Origin of the sequence: Paenibacillus gyeongsangnamensis, from assembly GCF_027533625.1 — a bacterium.
Taxonomy (GTDB): domain Bacteria; phylum Bacillota; class Bacilli; order Paenibacillales; family NBRC-103111; genus Paenibacillus_G; species Paenibacillus_G gyeongsangnamensis.
On sequence record NZ_JAQAGZ010000031.1, the window covers coordinates 1 to 15,487 of the forward strand.

17 protein-coding genes and 4 pseudogenes are annotated in these 15,487 nt (G+C 43.5%); 12 read left to right on the forward strand and 9 right to left on the reverse strand.

All coding sequences use genetic code 11. The features are described from left to right. The first annotated feature begins 566 nt into the window (after window positions 1-566). The 4 genes from O9H85_RS32795 to tnpA all read left to right on the forward strand — a co-directional run bounded on the left by O9H85_RS32795 (window position 567) and on the right by tnpA (window position 4,049). Complete coding sequence (locus O9H85_RS32795; protein WP_269885584.1) at window positions 567-1,706, forward strand: metallophosphoesterase family protein; 1,140 nt, start codon at window positions 567-569, stop codon at window positions 1,704-1,706. 152 nt (window positions 1,707-1,858) lie between these two features. Next, window positions 1,859-2,701, forward strand: coding sequence for a tyrosine-type recombinase/integrase (locus O9H85_RS32800; RefSeq protein ID WP_269885585.1), 843 nt, complete (start codon window positions 1,859-1,861; stop codon window positions 2,699-2,701). A 218-nt stretch (window positions 2,702-2,919) separates the two neighbouring features. Continuing rightward, window positions 2,920-3,621, forward strand: coding sequence for a hypothetical protein (locus tag O9H85_RS32805; protein ID WP_269885586.1), 702 nt, complete (start codon window positions 2,920-2,922; stop codon window positions 3,619-3,621). Between the two features lie 197 nt (window positions 3,622-3,818). Continuing rightward, a complete protein-coding gene (tnpA, locus tag O9H85_RS32810) occupies window positions 3,819-4,049 on the forward strand; it encodes an IS66 family insertion sequence element accessory protein TnpA (RefSeq protein WP_269885587.1) in 231 nt (76 codons plus the stop codon). Here tnpA and O9H85_RS32815 read toward each other — a convergent pair. Further along, on the reverse strand, window positions 4,029-4,679 hold the full coding sequence (locus O9H85_RS32815) for a response regulator transcription factor (protein WP_269885588.1): 651 nt from the start codon (window positions 4,677-4,679) through the stop codon (window positions 4,029-4,031). The two genes, tnpA and O9H85_RS32815, sit on opposite strands and share 21 nt — an antisense overlap. After that, window positions 4,672-5,844 carry a sensor histidine kinase gene (locus O9H85_RS32820; protein WP_269885589.1) on the reverse strand — a complete coding sequence of 391 codons (1,173 nt, stop codon included), beginning with the start codon at window positions 5,842-5,844 and terminating at the stop codon, window positions 4,672-4,674. Before O9H85_RS32820 ends, O9H85_RS32815 begins: the two co-directional genes overlap by 8 nt. Before the next feature lie 270 nt (window positions 5,845-6,114). On the opposite strand from O9H85_RS32820, the gene O9H85_RS32825 reads away from it, so the two are divergent. The 5 genes and pseudogenes from O9H85_RS32825 to O9H85_RS32845 all read left to right on the forward strand — a co-directional run bounded on the left by O9H85_RS32825 (window position 6,115) and on the right by O9H85_RS32845 (window position 8,135). Next, window positions 6,115-6,645: a sigma-70 family RNA polymerase sigma factor gene (locus O9H85_RS32825; protein WP_269885590.1), complete on the forward strand. Its 531-nt coding sequence runs from the start codon at window positions 6,115-6,117 to the stop codon at window positions 6,643-6,645. Window positions 6,646-6,732: 87 nt separating this feature from the next. Continuing rightward, the gene (locus tag O9H85_RS32830) at window positions 6,733-7,161 is read left to right on the forward strand and encodes a Crp/Fnr family transcriptional regulator (RefSeq protein WP_269885591.1); all 429 of its coding nucleotides are present in this window, start codon (window positions 6,733-6,735) and stop codon (window positions 7,159-7,161) included. A gap of 32 nt (window positions 7,162-7,193) precedes the next feature. Beyond that, window positions 7,194-7,343 (forward strand): hypothetical protein, encoded by a 150-nt coding sequence (locus tag O9H85_RS32835; RefSeq protein ID WP_269885592.1) that lies wholly within the window; start codon window positions 7,194-7,196, stop codon window positions 7,341-7,343. Window positions 7,344-7,638: 295 nt separating this feature from the next. Next, window positions 7,639-7,830: pseudogene (locus tag O9H85_RS32840) on the forward strand (ABC transporter permease); the annotation flags it as partial. Window positions 7,831-7,844: 14 nt separating this feature from the next. Further along, window positions 7,845-8,135, forward strand: coding sequence for an ABC transporter permease family protein (locus O9H85_RS32845; protein WP_333474297.1), 291 nt, complete (start codon window positions 7,845-7,847; stop codon window positions 8,133-8,135). Window positions 8,136-8,679: 544 nt separating this feature from the next. Here O9H85_RS32845 and O9H85_RS32850 read toward each other — a convergent pair. Continuing rightward, window positions 8,680-9,168: a hypothetical protein gene (locus O9H85_RS32850; RefSeq protein WP_269885593.1), complete on the reverse strand. Its 489-nt coding sequence runs from the start codon at window positions 9,166-9,168 to the stop codon at window positions 8,680-8,682. 238 nt (window positions 9,169-9,406) lie between these two features. On the opposite strand from O9H85_RS32850, the pseudogene O9H85_RS32855 reads away from it, so the two are divergent. Further along, window positions 9,407-9,565: pseudogene (locus tag O9H85_RS32855) on the forward strand (SUMF1/EgtB/PvdO family nonheme iron enzyme); the annotation flags it as partial. Window positions 9,566-9,621: 56 nt separating this feature from the next. Then, entirely contained in the window at window positions 9,622-10,383 is a 762-nt protein-coding gene (locus tag O9H85_RS32860) for an ATP-dependent DNA ligase (RefSeq protein ID WP_269885594.1), read from the forward strand. 481 nt (window positions 10,384-10,864) lie between these two features. Here the strand turns inward: O9H85_RS32860 and O9H85_RS32865 are convergent, their stop codons facing one another. Next, complete coding sequence (locus tag O9H85_RS32865; protein WP_269885595.1) at window positions 10,865-11,365, reverse strand: MFS transporter; 501 nt, start codon at window positions 11,363-11,365, stop codon at window positions 10,865-10,867. Here O9H85_RS32865 and O9H85_RS32870 point away from each other — a divergent pair. Next, entirely contained in the window at window positions 11,364-11,504 is a 141-nt protein-coding gene (locus O9H85_RS32870; RefSeq protein ID WP_269885641.1) for a hypothetical protein, read from the forward strand. The genes O9H85_RS32865 and O9H85_RS32870 overlap by 2 nt on opposite strands. A 73-nt stretch (window positions 11,505-11,577) precedes the next feature. Here the strand turns inward: O9H85_RS32870 and O9H85_RS32880 are convergent. The 5 genes and pseudogenes from O9H85_RS32880 to O9H85_RS32895 all read right to left on the reverse strand — a co-directional run. Further along, window positions 11,578-12,122: pseudogene (locus tag O9H85_RS32880) on the reverse strand (MFS transporter); the annotation flags it as partial. A 55-nt stretch (window positions 12,123-12,177) separates the two neighbouring features. Continuing rightward, the gene (locus O9H85_RS32885; RefSeq protein WP_269885597.1) at window positions 12,178-12,792 is read right to left on the reverse strand and encodes a cysteine hydrolase family protein; all 615 of its coding nucleotides are present in this window, start codon (window positions 12,790-12,792) and stop codon (window positions 12,178-12,180) included. 111 nt (window positions 12,793-12,903) lie between these two features. Next, a complete protein-coding gene (locus O9H85_RS38070) occupies window positions 12,904-13,191 on the reverse strand; it encodes an SDR family NAD(P)-dependent oxidoreductase (RefSeq protein WP_409348243.1) in 288 nt (95 codons plus the stop codon). Next, window positions 13,097-13,581: pseudogene (locus O9H85_RS38075) on the reverse strand (SDR family NAD(P)-dependent oxidoreductase). The gene O9H85_RS38070 and the pseudogene O9H85_RS38075 overlap by 95 nt, the downstream one beginning before the upstream one ends. A gap of 15 nt (window positions 13,582-13,596) precedes the next feature. Beyond that, a complete protein-coding gene (locus tag O9H85_RS32895) occupies window positions 13,597-14,172 on the reverse strand; it encodes a TetR/AcrR family transcriptional regulator (RefSeq protein ID WP_269885599.1) in 576 nt (191 codons plus the stop codon). Window positions 14,173-15,487: the final 1,315 nt, after the last annotated feature.

The window sequence follows — 15,487 nt, forward strand, 5'->3', positions numbered from 1 at the left end:
CTTGGTATAACGGATTTGATGAAAATCAAAGTCAACCAGTACCGTGAAAGATACGGACTTGAACCAATCTAACTCACCCAAATCTATGAGTAACGAGGAACTTATGATCTAGTACATTCAGTTAGAGGGAACGCGGAGTGCTGGGAAACTGGCACGCTCCGTGTGGAGCAGGGGAAAAGCTGGAGATCACTTCAAACGCTTACCTATTGCAACCGTTAGTTAAATATCGTCAACTATGCGAAACCACTTTGTGAATCATGGTTTTTTATGTTGACAAATCGTGTGATTTGACGTGAAAATCAAATTAAACAACCCAATATCTTCGTCGCTGTTCACATTATGCGATATATTCGTAATGCAAATTCGCTCTAAGGTAAAGGAAGTTGAATTAACTGATAGGATAGTTCAATCACCTTACCGCGAAGCGGTTTTCTCTTGATCAAAATTTAACATTTAACGATAACAGATACCGATTCCAATAAACATTGGCATATCGATGAATGAAAACGGGTCCTCATTCTGGGGGAATTTCCCACCATTATTATCGTGGAGGTGTTACGTAACATATGGGAGGATTTTTTGACATAAAAAAAATTGTTGATTATTTTGATCTTGTAACCAAGCTAACTTGGGCTTGTATCAGGGGAAACACTACTAGAGCCACCGAGTTGATCAATGAGCTTCGCATGTATGACTACGACCCACGATGGAGTGAGGTCATCGATGAGTATCTGTTGTTCAAGGAACAAGGCGATACGATCCCTTACGTTCGCTACAAGGATCTCAGCGATTTTGTCATTCCGATAGAAAATAAGCTGAAGATCGCTTTTATTTCCGATTGGGGAACCGGAGCTAAAGACGCTGAGAGCCTGTTATTACAGGTAATGCGCCATGAGCCTGAAATGTTGATCCATCTCGGCGACATCTATTACGCAGGTACGATGGACGAAGTGCAGAATAATTTCTATAACATTATCGAGAAAAACATAAATTTAGAGCAAACAAAGGTCTATAATCTTTCTGGAAACCACGATATGTATTCCGGAGGCAAAGGCTACTACTGGTTGCTAAAACATCTCAAACAGCAAGCCAGCTATTTCTGCCTAAGAAACGATTACTGGCAGTTCCTAGCGATGGACACCGGCCTCAATGATAACAACCCATTCACTACCCATTTGAAACTCACCTACCTCGATCCCGCGGAAGTCGTTTGGCACCTCGATAAGTTCAAGACTGCCGGCACGCGTAAGACCGTTCTGCTATCACATCACCAGTTCTTCAGTGATGGCGGAGTTGGAATGGACGAGCACGGCCGTAAAGTCGCTTTTAACCCCCATTTAAATACAGCGTTCCACAAAGTGCTTGACCAGGTAGAACTCTGGCTCTGGGGACACGAACATAATCTGATCGTTTTCGATGAATATATTAATCTGCAGCGTGGTAGATGTATTGGTGCCAGTGCTTTTCCTGTGATGGCCCATAAATTGCCATACCCAACAAAGGCAGATCTTAATCTGCAGGGATTGAACGCCTGGCCAACCATAAACAATCAAGTAATGTTAAGAACAAACAATGATGGCTTCTATAACCACGCCTACGTAATCATGACACTTGAAGACGCAAATGCCAGGGTGGATTACTATCAGGTTGATTCCATTGATAACGGTGACAGCGAGCTTTTGTATTATGATGAGATCCGTTCGTAACCGGAACCAAGCGGTAAATTCTACCTTTTATCTACCCATCTTAGTTAGGTAATTGGCAGTAAATCTATTGCAGTAATGGAGACGATACTTCATAGATTAAACCCTCCCATTTTAAACAAAGCTAGAATTACAAATAATTGGGAGGTTTTTTCATGAAGTTAAACGACTTGTGGGTGCTGTATGAAGCCGATAAGCGAATTTTAGGTTTTAGTCCTCATACCTTAAAAGCGTACTCTCTTCAATTAAGAATTCTCATCCGTGAAATAGGTGACATTGAAATTGAGGAAATTTCTTTGAGCTTGCTTAAAGAATATTTGGCTAAAGAAGCAGAACGGTTAAAACCAAGCAGCTTAGGACACCGTATTCGATTAGTGCGATCCCTATTTCGTTTTGCATTTGAAGAAGGGCATATTGCCCGAAATCCATCTCTTAAATTAAGAGAACCAAAAACGGAAAAACGCATACCTAAATTTCTGATTGAGGAAGATGTTATCCAACTTAAGATTTCTTGTCTGTCGAATCGCGAGCGTGCTCTTTTAGAATTTTTGTATTGTACAGGTTGCCGCGTTGGTGAAGTACAGAAAATAAACATCGAAGATATAAATTGGGAACATTGCTCAGCAATTGTGAATGGAAAAGGGTCAAAACAAAGAGAGATTTATTTTACGACTGAGTGTAAGGTATGGTTAAAAAGATATCTGGGAGATAGACAGGATTCCTGTAAAGCCCTTTTTGTAACAGAAACATATCCAATCCGTAGGATGGCAATCCCTACAATACGATGGACAGTCAAAAAAATGGCAAGCCGCGGCGAGGTTTCCGTGAATGTATACCCTCATCGATTTCGTCATACATTCGCTTGCCAACTACTGGATAATGGTGCACCGTTAGATTTCATCCAGGGGATGCTTGGGCATGAGAAGGCATCCACTACCCAAATATATGCCCAACTTCGGGGTGAACGTCGTAAAGAGCTGTATCGTCGCTACTTTTAAATGCCTCCTCCGGGTGGGACTCCTCTAAACTAAAGGGCAGATTAGTATGGAAAAATCAGGTAATCGCTTATGTGGGACGAATCAATACAGAGTTATTAATTTTGATTGACGTTCATGGTGGGTAACTATGAAGATTATTCTAAGGTCGGACGGACAGAACCGCTTTTTGTCATTGTTCTACTGAGGAAAAAAATTATAAAAAATTGAGGTGGTGGGGCATGCCAATACTTATCAGGCAAAAACGACTTGTATGGATCACTACCGGGGTGATCTTTGCTTTCGCCATTCTATACGCACTTGCTTTTGTTAATGATACCCCAGGGGGATTATCGGATTGGCGGATGTCGCACGCCATGGGACTGAACGGAACGATCCGTATCCCACTTGGAAAAACCCCAGAGGATGCGATCCGAAAGTTCCGACATTTTCCATCGATGCAAGTCATTCACCAAGAACCTGTAGAAGGAGGCCTCCTTCTATTTATTAAGCGATTTTATGAACAAGATGGCAACGATCTTCAGGTAGAGTATGTACGAAAAACGTGGCTCGGATGGAAGTGGGCTTGGGGCGGGGGATACGGAATCGGTGGAAGCAAGTCTCCTCTGTCAGCTAAGTCTGCGTTAAATTATATGAGTATGCCTAAAGTAAAAAGTCTCTCAACTCCTTTTCCCATGGTGTTTGGGGATGTCCTAGATTCATCTGTTAAGAAAGTAACTGTCGAGGTCAAGGGCAAAGGCACAGGCACTAGTAAATACACCGCTAAACTGACTGGAATGGGGCATATGATTTGGTTCGTGTTTCTCCCCTCGTCAGATTCCACTCCTTTTGATATCAACGGTTTTAATCAAGAAGGGAACCTAATAGCTTATAAAACAATAAATGATCCGAATGACTATGGTTCGATAGATCTCAGAAATTGATTTTCAGGTTAATGTGAAACAGTGGTAGGAAATAATGAATACGCAAATCAAAACTCTGAGTAAGACGCTAGTCCATACTTAACTCCCTCGGTACGATAGCGCGGCGATGGAACCTAAGCGTCAAACCCTACACACCTTCAAGTGGAATGAGCAGCATGAGAAAATGAAGGCAACCGAAATCACAAGGAGGTTGCCTCATGACAGCAAAAGAACAACTTCGGCAGCAATGGGCGACACGCGTTGCCGAGTTCCGGGCCAGCGGTATGACCCTGAAAGCCTGGTGTGCGGCTCACAACTGCACAGTCGACCAAATGAAATATCCCGCATCGGCCCCTTCGGCCACGCGCTTTATCCCGATCACCAGTTCAAGATTAACCGCGGTGAACCGTATCACAAGTAGGCGAATATCACCGATCATGCTTGTGTAAATAAGCAATGGCTTCCGCTCGGCTGGAAACCTCCAGCTTCTTGTAAATTGCACTCAAGTAATTCTTAACGGTTCCTTTGGTCAATAGCAATTCGGTAGCAATGGACTGATTCGACTTCCCCTGTTTCAGCAGGCTGATGATATTCCGTTCCTGAATGGAAAGTGCATGTTTAGGCCTGTCCCAGTGTTGTTCAGGAGCTGCTTCTGCTGCATTTAGAGTCTGAACTAAACGCATCTGTATACTGGAGGGGTAATTCATTCTTCCTTCCAAACAGTCCTGGATAGTAGACAATATTTTCTCTGTCTCTACCCCTTTCACTAGAAAACCGCTTGCGCCAAGACGAATGGCTTCCCAGATATATTCCTCATCCTCGAAGGTTGTTAAAATTAATATTTTCGTATCCGGAAATTCGGAAATAATTTCCTTGGTCGCTTGCAGGCCGTCGAGCTTTGGCATCTGGATGTCCATGATAACCAACTGAGGATGGTGTTTTTTCACTTGTGCGATGGTTGATAACCCATCTCCGGTTTTTGCAACTACGTTGTAATCCTCTTCCATGCTTAAAATAGCTGCGATACCATCGCGGATTAAGGGCTGGTCGTCTGCGATCACAATTTTTGTTTTATCCAATGTATTCTCTCCGTTCCATCGGTATGGACTGAAGGGGGATTGTGATTTCTAGTGTAACGCCGGTTGTAGAAGCATTATATGTAATGAATAAGCCCCCTCCCACTTCCTCAACTCTTTCATTCATTGCTTTCAGACCAAATCCGTGAATCAATTGCGATGGTGCATTTCCGTTATCGGCTAATAGAAATTGTATGGATTCAGGCTGGACTTTGAGCGAGAACTGGAAGAACGTGCTGGAGCCGTGCCGAATTCCATTGGTAAGACCTTCTTGCAGTGCTCTATAAATCGTTAGCTCAATCTTAGGTGTTAAATTCGGTATAGAATGGTCGATATCATACTTAATTTCCACGCCCGTCTGCTTTTTGGTTTCATCGATTAATTTTAGAAGCTCGGATTTGAATGCACGTTCGGAAAGACTATCACGCAACAGGTGGACGGAACCGCGAACTTCATTCAGTCCGTTACGGATATGCTCTGCCGTTCGATCGATCATCTCTTTGGCAATCGTGTAGTTGTTTCTATCGATCGCATGAGAGGCGGTTTGCAACCCGGTTAACGCAGAAGTTAGGGTGTGGCCAACGGAGTCATGGATGTCTCGGGATATTCTGGTGCGCTCTTGTAACGCAGCTTTTTGTTCCAGTTCCACAGTTGCGGCTTGAAGCTGTTCGTTGGTCGCGGCGAGCACCTGTTTTTGCTGATAAGCCATTTTCGCAAGCAAGCTTATGCCGAAAATGGCTAAAAATTCAATAAACCGCGGTAAAATCAAGTATATTTGCTCAAAAGGGGGGAAATTACGATAGATTATAACGCCTAGCAGAATGCTAACATAGCTGATGCATGTAAAGATGATAGAAAGCTTTCTCGACTGATAGAAGGTGAATTCGCCTATAAGAATCAGGAGATACGTTTGTGCAAAAAAGCTTTCCGACCATACACATACAGCTAAAGCTAACACGAGTTGAAAGTACAAAAAGAGGATGCCGGGTTTTCCAAACAAATCAATCATTATGATGTAATCTCGCAACATAACGACCGTAATATACATGCATGAAAGTAACTGGAGACCGAACGAAAACTTAGTTGTATGCAATAGCAAGAGCACCGTTGTCGCGACAACAATAATGTTCAAAATAAACTTCATTTTGTTATTTAAATGTGCATCCATTCTAGTACCCCATAGTTAAGTTGTTTTCATTTATCATACCATAAATGTTACTTAGGTCATAAAATTTGGATAATTATGTCGAAAATAAGTGGATTTCGGCCTCTGCTAGTGCACATCTTCATCTAGGAAAGAATCAAAAGAGATACCTATAATGAGGTTGTGGTGAATTTCCCTTTTAACAGGAACGGGGAACATTATCACAAGTGAAGCAGCGTCATCCATGAGCAAGACTGACCGGCAACATGAACCTTGTTTTGAGGCGGTAATTTCATGAAAAATGAATCAAAAATGCTTCAGTCATTAGATGATGCTACTCTTGTAGAGATGTATAGAAAAGGCGAACCGGAAGCTTTTAATGTTTTATTAAGACGCTATTCCAATAAGTTTAGTTTTTATGCGCATCGTTTTTATTATAAGGGTATGACATATCAAGATTCTGTTCAAGAAGGGGCTGTAGGCCTATTTAAAGCAGTTCTGAGATATCAACCTGAACGGGGAGCTTCATTTCACTCATTTGCAGAGGTGCACATTCGCGGTCAGGTCATCAACGCAATTAAAGGTGCCTCTCGTAATAAACATAGATTTCTAAATAATTCCGTTTCTTTACATAATGCAATCTTCGACGATGGAGATTTTAACCGAATGGATTTCATCAAAAATACAGAACCGTCTCCCGAGGAATTTTTCTTTCGGAATATCGATGATTATGAGGAAAAACAGAAAATCAACTTTGTCAGCGGGTCAGAAAGAAACTTTCTAAAGTTTGCTCGAGAAGAGCAGCTAGCAAGTTGGACTTGCTGAACGAAACATTATACATCCAAACGCCCAAGTAGGGCTCCCTTCCGGGTATAGGCAATCGGCTGGACTGTACTTTTATAATCGATTTCGGTGGCCAAGCTCGGACAAGGGGATTTCCTAGGGGAAATGTCCCTGCTCGAGGGGCTGCCCCGCAGCGGGACGGCGGTAACTTCCACGGCTTGTGAGCTGGTGGGACTTGGGAGTGAGTCGTTCCGCAAACTTATGACTGAGGATAGTGTACTGGCCTGGCGGGTTATGAAGGGGCTATTGAACCGCATCCGCAACTTAAACCAAGAACTGGCACAGAGCGTAGGAAAGGATTTGCAGGAAATGGCACGCAGTCTGCATGAGCATGCGCAGTGGATTTCGGGCAGTATCAAGCAGATTGCGGTGTCGGCGCAAGAGATCGATGCGAATGAGAAACTTCTAGTGGGGCAGTCCAGAGAGGTTCAGGGAATCTCTAAGGATATCGGGGCGATGCTCAATTTACTTCAACATATCGCGAGCGAGGAATCATAATTATTATATAGATTAAAAGGAGCTGGATGAGAATGTTTAAAATGTCACCGCAGGAATTGGATATTGTTCTGATTTCTAAACAGCTTGGCATGGATGTAAATAAAATGCTTACATTTATTTTTGACAAAGAAAACAAGGCTCCGGAAAACTATGAAACCCCGACAGAGGTTGAAATAGCTTGAACGTCTCGGTTATAAATTTTTATCGGAATTGTTTTACCTCAAACCCAACCTAAAATTCCCCTTATGAAACATCGATTCATCCCTTTCAAAACGTATCCGTTTCTACAAACGCACATCCTCGGCCTCAACGCAGCCATCGAGGCGGCGCGCAGCGGGGAATACGGACGCATTTATTCAGAAGGCGTAAGACCAGAAGAGAACTTCCTTCTATCGTCGATAACGATGGAACCGATCCATCGCTTGTTTTCGTTTCCGAGGGATCCGCTCAACAAAACGGGCAGGTTACTTTAGCCGAATTATTAGCAACGGTACGGGAGGGCCTGTGAATTCAACGTTATTCTATACCCTTTATTTGTATCAAAACGGCATCGGCAACTTCCAAATGGGGTATGCTTCCGCCATGGCATGGGCTTTGCTTGTCAATATCGCTTGTTTTACGGGCCTGATCTTCTTGACATCGAAAAAGTGGGTTCATTACGGGGACTAGGGGGGAAAGACAACATGGAATTGAACGTTCAGGTTCAACGATTGCTGCTGCATGCGTTCATTATCGCTGGCATAGTATTGATGCTGTATCCGATTCTTTGGATGCTGGTCAGCTCATTCAAGCCAACCGAGACGATTCTGACCGACAACAGCCTGTGGCCGAGTCATCTGACGCTCGCGAACTATGTGAAAGGCTGGAAAGGAACCTCGGGTACGTTGGACGTGGAACGATTTCTTCAGCCAGCTTTTGTACTTGAGCAGCGTCAAGAAATACACCGTAACTCTTGCTCTTCGCATGTTTACTGATGCAGGAGGAGAGGCGGCGCTGGGGTCCCTGTTTGCCATGTCGGTGTTATCAATCATCCCGGTATTTCTTATCTTTCTATTCTTCCAGCGGTATATCGTGGAAGGCATAGCTACATCCGGCATCAAGTGATTGTCTCTATTCGATATATCTTTTACCCCACGAACACATCGCATCGAGAATCGGTTTCAGGGACCATCCGTAATCATGCCGACAGGCCGTCGGATCATTGTCGGAAAATTGCCGCCGGTTGCCAGCTAAACGACGAGGGACATTCCGGAGTCCAACGGTATTTTGAAGCATTCCGTCATTTTTCTTTGAGGGGATATTCTCATCAATTATGAAAATCTGTGTTATTCTTAGCTGCCAGACTCTAAGTCGTTATCACTAGTTATGAAAATGCTCTTTGTAAATCAAGCTTTTAGATGTCATTTTTCTCACTAATTCTGACACCACACGATGAATTAAGAAGAAAAAATAAGTAAAGCCTCTCGAGGAGCTTCCTCAAGAGGCTTATTATACTCAAGCATATAATATTGTTTTTAATTAAGCATAGGCCTTCTCTTCCAATTTGACAGTTGTCAAATGAATTAATTCCGGACATGAGAAAAATTCAGCCAGTCTTTTGAGTCTTGTATATATTGCTCTCAAAATAACGGAATCCATTTCAGTGATCATGCATTCATTGGCAATGTAATCTTGGAAACTAACCTTTATAAGAAAATGGCTATCTCTTAAATTAATAGAAGTTTTGCTAATGGGATTGTAGCCGTTATTTAATATATATATGGATTGGTTCGCTGCATTTTGGAAAAGTTCAACACACTTTGTTGTCAATAGGATTTTTCTTATTGTTATTCCAGAGTGATTCTTTATGGTAAGTACGCGGGAGTCCGGATCTAGTGAATCGTTCGTCAGATAAACGATTTCGTGAACCTCGACACCTTCCATAAGCAAACGAATGATGATTGCATCTTGAGCATTGGCACATTGATTCTCAATGAAAAGCAGTTGTTCTAGTGCTTTGTTTCCCATGAATACGTTTTCATCCTTTCAATGTTCAATTGTTGTATGCGTTTGCAGGATTAAATTATACATCATATTTAAGACAAACCATACGAAGAGATATGACGTAAATTGTCGGTTCGAGTAAATAATATAATAATTTTTTTAGCGAGAGTATCATAGCAAATGCTCTTTTCTTGACATAGATAATTGCCACAGGAACCGTTGTTCGATCTGTACTTGGATTCTGTTGAAAGAGTAAACTTTGGAATGGTGCTCGGATTGGTTTAGCCCGACCTTTCACGTGAACGGTCCCCGGGTTAACCCCGCCGGTCCGCCGAAGGGAACAAGCCGTATGCTGCGCGGCGGGTCTTATTTATACCATAAATCCTACTGCAACCGTTATCGCGTCGCTGCATTTCCATAAGTTACACCTCTACAGGCAGCCTTCGGATTGGTACAATGGCTCCTAGAGGTGTTTTTATGTTCATCCCGATGTTACCCGAGAGATACGAGGAACCGTTCAATGATGGGGATTATATTTTTGAACCCAAAATTGATGGTCACCGGCTTATTTACACGCACTTAAAACGAACGACGCGAATGTATTCCCGCTCCAATAACGACATAACGAAGTTATATCCTGAGTTGTATCATCTGGCAATCGATGAGGACATCGTTTTAGACGGAGAAGTGGCGATCGTTAATCCGGCAACGGGGCTTATTGACTTTGAAAGTATTCAGGAACGCTTTGCATTGCGAGATAAGCGGGAGATCGTGAATCGAAGTATACATAATCCTGTCAATTATATCGTATTTGATATTCTTTTCTATAAAGGAAGAGACCTTCGGGGATTATCGTTAATGAAGAGACGAGAAATCCTTGCCGGCATCGATTTTGGCAATCGTCATATCGGTAAAATTCCATTCATTGAAGCGAATGGTTGTAAGCTTTTTGAGGAGATCCGCGAACGTAAGATGGAAGGGATCCTGGCCAAAAGTAAAGATAGTCTGTATGAAGGTTATCGCTCTGATCATTGGTTGAAGATTGATCATTGGCAATATGACGAATTTTATATAACGGGATATAAAAAGGATCAATCCGGCTTTATACTTTCAAAATCGGACAAGAATAGCGGTTTTAAGCAGGTGGGGATTGTATCTCGAGGAATCACCCCCATTCAGAAAATGACCCTATTCACCGAGTGGTTGGTGGAATACTCATTGCAGGAAATATCTGGATAATGGACATAAAAAACTCGTATGCCGGATTTTTTGAACCTCAGCAACGATCTCTTTTAAATGTTCGTGAAAGTTTACGGATTCTGATACTTCCTTAGTACGAGGGTAAAGTTTGTTTGCATTTCCGGTGCTAAGAAATCATCACAAGGGTCAACCAAAGTTACTGTTTTATCGTATACTTTTGTCAATAGTATGCATTCCCTTCTGTCTTGAGAAAAGAAGTTTCTTCATAACATATTGATTATACGGCATATCAGATCTCCGGATGCCCATACGTTTAAGAGGAATCGCACGTGCATGTGCAGTCTCCAGTGATGACTTTGTGTCACGAATGGGTACACCTCAATTGATCATTTATTTCGCTGTCTCGCGACGCTTCAACGCTTTCCGTTATGTTGCTCGGCGAAGACTCGGACCGACGGCCGGATAACAAGTACCAGAGCAGCGCGCATAACGAGCAAATGTATATCGCAATTAGAGCTCCTTACACATGTTCATAGGCACTGACAAGAGAATTCTTTTTTTGAAATTCGAGCAACATACCGCAAACCACAACGGAAAATGAACCTCCGAAAAACTGGATGAGCTGCATGAGTCCCATGCCTGATCCGATCAGCTTGGCCGGCAAAATACGCGACGTTTCGTTGTTTAACGATGCTATTGTTGCCGAGACTGCCGGCGAGAAGCATAGGTACCCGAACAAGATGACAGCCGGAGATGCGCCGAGATCCACCCAGAAGGCGACCAAAACGAAAGCTAAAATGCCATGCCCGAGAATCAGAAACCGCACATTGTCATACTTGTCGATCCAGCGTCCGACGAAGGGCGTAAGAAAGGCTGATAAAACGGCGCCCGGCGCGATCGTAAAGCCAATGGCCAACGGCGATTGGTCGAACAGATTAGCAAGTGCCAAGGGCATTAAAAACAAGTTGCCTAGATTCAGCATCATGATGCAGAAACCGATAGCAAGCAGTTTCCGGTACATGGGCTTAGCCAAGAGCTCCGGGTTGATGAACGTTTCTTTCGAGCGTCTGTTGTGCCATACGTGGGCGACGATCGATAACAATCCGGCTGCCAGCCAGCCGAGAGCTGCGTTACGGCAATCAGAAGCGTCGCTGCATTGACGACAGTTAGGATGGCGCCTGCCATGTCAAACCGGAACGACTTTGGCCGCTCTTTGGGGAGTAGGCGCAGCAGAATCGGGAGAAGGACAAGCACTAGGCAAGTAACGGCAAATAACCCGTTCCAGCCGATGTACTCGCTAATCAATCCGCCGACGATTGGCCCGAGTCCGAATGCCAGAGCAGCTCCCGCCGTAATCATCGAAATCGCTCTGCCTCTCCTTTCATAAGGAATATATCGGCTGGCGAGAACGAGACCAAGTCCCGCCATCGCGCCGGCGTCGGCAGACTGCGCAATCCGAGCCATAAGCAGAGCTTGAAAATTCGTCGCCATGAGCCGAAGACTGAAGAAAGCCCTAGTATCGAGAGTCCAATCCACAGCAATCTTCGAATTGGCAGCACGTCGGAGAGCCTGCTGTAAATCATCGTTGATAATGCGTAGCCGATCGTGTAGCTTGAAATAATCCACGATCCGAGAGCCGCCGAAACGCCGATATCCCGAATGATGCTCGGAATGGAGACGTTAAACATCGTCGTGTTCATCAATACGATGAACACGACGAATGTCCATACCGGCATTACAATTTTGTCATTCATGTTGGTATCATCCTTAATCTCCATCGATTGGTAGGTTGGTGATCTAACCCCAGTTTTCGTTGGTGTTCTTGCTGGCTTCTTACAGAGCGGCAAGAAGTTCTTCTGTTGTCAAAATGGCATGCGCAAAGGTAGGGCCATTAATTTCATGCGCCGGGTACATGGCCTCTTTACTAAAAGCCGATGTAGCATCTTTAACGAGAGTGACATGGTAACCAAGTTCCATGCCGAAGCGTGCAGTAGCTTCAATGCACGCATTGGCTAACATACCGATAACAATAATCTTTTGTAAACCATGCATTTTAATTTGGTGATCGAGGTCAGTATTCGCAAATCCGCTGCTGGCCCAATGCTCTTTGATGATCACATCACCCTTTTGAGGCTGAAAATCTGGATGAAATTCCCCTCCCCAAGAATCTTTAGCAAATACCTGTCCTTGTTTAGCCTTGAGTTGATATGGTGTCGGATGCATCCAAGTTTCGTAATCATCCGGTTCAGATCTGTGATGAGGTACATAAAAAACTCGAATACCGGCTTCTCTAACCCCATCAACGATCTCTTTTAAATGTTCGAATAAGTTTACGGATTCTGATACTTCTTTAGTACGAGGGTAAAGTTTGCCTTCAGGATCTAAGAAATCATTATATGGGTCAACAAAAAGAAGACCTGTTGTTGTTTTATCGTATATTTTTGTCATTTGTATACACTCCTTCATTTTTTCTGATGTTTTTTTGCAGAATTGATTTTTGCTCATCTACATATTTTGAACGTTCGTTCAAAAAAGAATGAATAAAAATATGAGCCATATTTATCCTTGACGGTATATTGGCGCTCCCAGCGGAGCTGCTAATACTCCCCCATCAACGGCAATTTCTGCTCCCTGTACATATGAAGAATCATCAGAAGCCAGGAACAAGGTAACCTTGGCAACTTCCTCTGGACTACCCATACGGTTAAGAGGAATCGTACTCGCATGTGCAGCCTCCAGTTTTGCTATTTCTTCAGGTGTTGACTGTTTCCAAATTGGTGAATGTGTTGCCCCTGGGGCGACAGTGTTTACTCGGATGCCCCGAGGGGACAACTCGGAAACTAACACTCACTCTAGCAATGCTGCTGATGGCTCCTTTACTTGCCGCATAGGCGGATCTTTCCGGTGCACCTTCATTTGCACGCGTTGAACCGATCAAGATTACCGAAGCTCCTTCCTTCAGGTGGGGCAGAGCGGCTTGTATAGTGAAAAACACTCCGGTTACGTTAACTTTAGCACTTCTTCAAAAACCGAAAGCTCTGTACTTCCTAAAGGTGTGGGAGCCGCAATGCCAGCATTAGCGAATACGATGTCAAGTCTGCCAAAGGTTGCTACTGCTGCGGACACCGCATTTTCCATGCTTGCCGGATCGGCTGCTTCCGCCTGAATCGCATGAACATTGGCACCAAGCTCCTCATCCAAGTTTTCCCATGTTGTCCCACTCCTTTTTAAAATCATTAAATAACCTAACCTTTATTCCAATACCGACATATTCATTTCAATTATCTGACGTAATTTTTCCCTGTCCGTTATAGTCTTAACCATAACGCGAAGTCCAATTAGTGCATTATTAAAAAAATAAGACAGCAATTCCGCGTTTAGCGTCTTGGAAAATTCTCCGGATTGTTGGCCTTTCACAATGATGTCGCGTATTAACTGTTCTGTACGGGCCCAGTCTTGAAGAACCCATTCTCTGGACTCAGAATCATGTTTGGCCAACTCAACCGCTGTATTCACTACTAAGCAGCCATCAGGAGACTCTTCTCGCTGACGGATTGCCATTTCAAACAACAGTCGGATTGCTTCCTTGGCAGAACGGGTATCAGCCACACGACGCTTAACCGATTGCTCTAACATTTCACTATAGCGTTTCAATGCTTTGACATACAAGGATTGCTTATCGCCAAAGGTATCATACATGCTCCCTTTATGAATCCCCATATGTGAGACCAGCTCCTGTATGGATGTCTTCTCATAGCCTTGTTCCCAGAATAACCGCATGGCTTTAAACAGAACGGCATCTTCATCGAATTCCTTTGTCCTGGCCATCTCAATATCCCTCCTTTCAAAGCAAATTTAGCATATTAAGAACGATCGGTCAAGAATTATTTTGAACGATCGTTCTTAATATGTGTTGTGCCGAATACGATGCCAAATCTGCCGAAGGTTACTTTTACTGCGGAAAGCATACTTGCTGGATCGGCTTCATCCGCCTGATTCGTTGATAGTACCTGTATGTCTTAAATACTCACCCATGAAATACTTTAGCTCATCATAAGTGAGAAACGTTACCATATCTTGCTTTGGTATGTCGTCCTCCCTCATATCTTTGCGATAGAACTGTTCAAGATTTAGCAAGGATCTTCGCCATAAAACAAATACGTATGCATAGGGACACAAATTCGGGAAGTCTAATCCTGGTTCTTTCCGAAGTTCCCAGAACTGTTGTATACAATATCTATGGTCATGGAGAACTTTCTTCACAGTCTTGCCCCTTCAGCAAGCAGCTTAATCTCTTCATCCGTTTCGTTGCACGTAGATTGGCTTATTCGCGGGATTTCAAAGAAAGCACGGAGAACCGGATGTATTAAACCAAAGGGCACCGACCCGTACCGTTAGCAAACCGGCCTCCACCCCTTGGACAGGCGTAACGAAGGAATGAGAGGGCATAGACCCGTTGAGACATGGGAGTGAAAACCTCCAGGGGCGGCGTGGAGAATGCGTGCAGTATATGGAAGGATATGGGGTTACAACCTCCCCCTTTATTTCCTCACGCCTTCATGTTGTTCTGGTCTGCTACAATGACTCTTTTACTATCATTCTGTATTTCTGCCAAGGTTGAAATCCTGCGAATAAGCGAGCATTCGTGAGAAAACTAAATCGTATCGAGGGAGCTTAATGGGCTGCCGATGCCGATTAGCCTTTTAAACCACCGTTGGGTTCCCCCTTTCTCCTATCCGTTTATTAGACAATCATCAAATCGGCTATGAATACAAGTTCTTGTCCTCTGACAGGTTGCTGTCAATCATCCGTGGTCGTCCCCATCTCTGACGCTTCCTCTATCTCATGACAATGTGTATGGTGATGACCAACCCAAAAATTACCCCGGATTTCGAGTTTTGCAGGGGCGGAATGGCCGTAAATAAATAAACAGCTGATATTTTCATCACAGCAGCAGAGTCTCCTATTTGGGTTAACTGTTGCTGTGATCTTTTTTCTAATATTCAATATGATTACTTTTATTAGTGAAATATGCAGTCAAATAGAACTGAGCGACGATGAGAACAATATTTACATAAAGCCATATATAAAAATGAAGATAAGATACCGAAACTATCTGAATGACGGTACCCTTCGGTCCCCT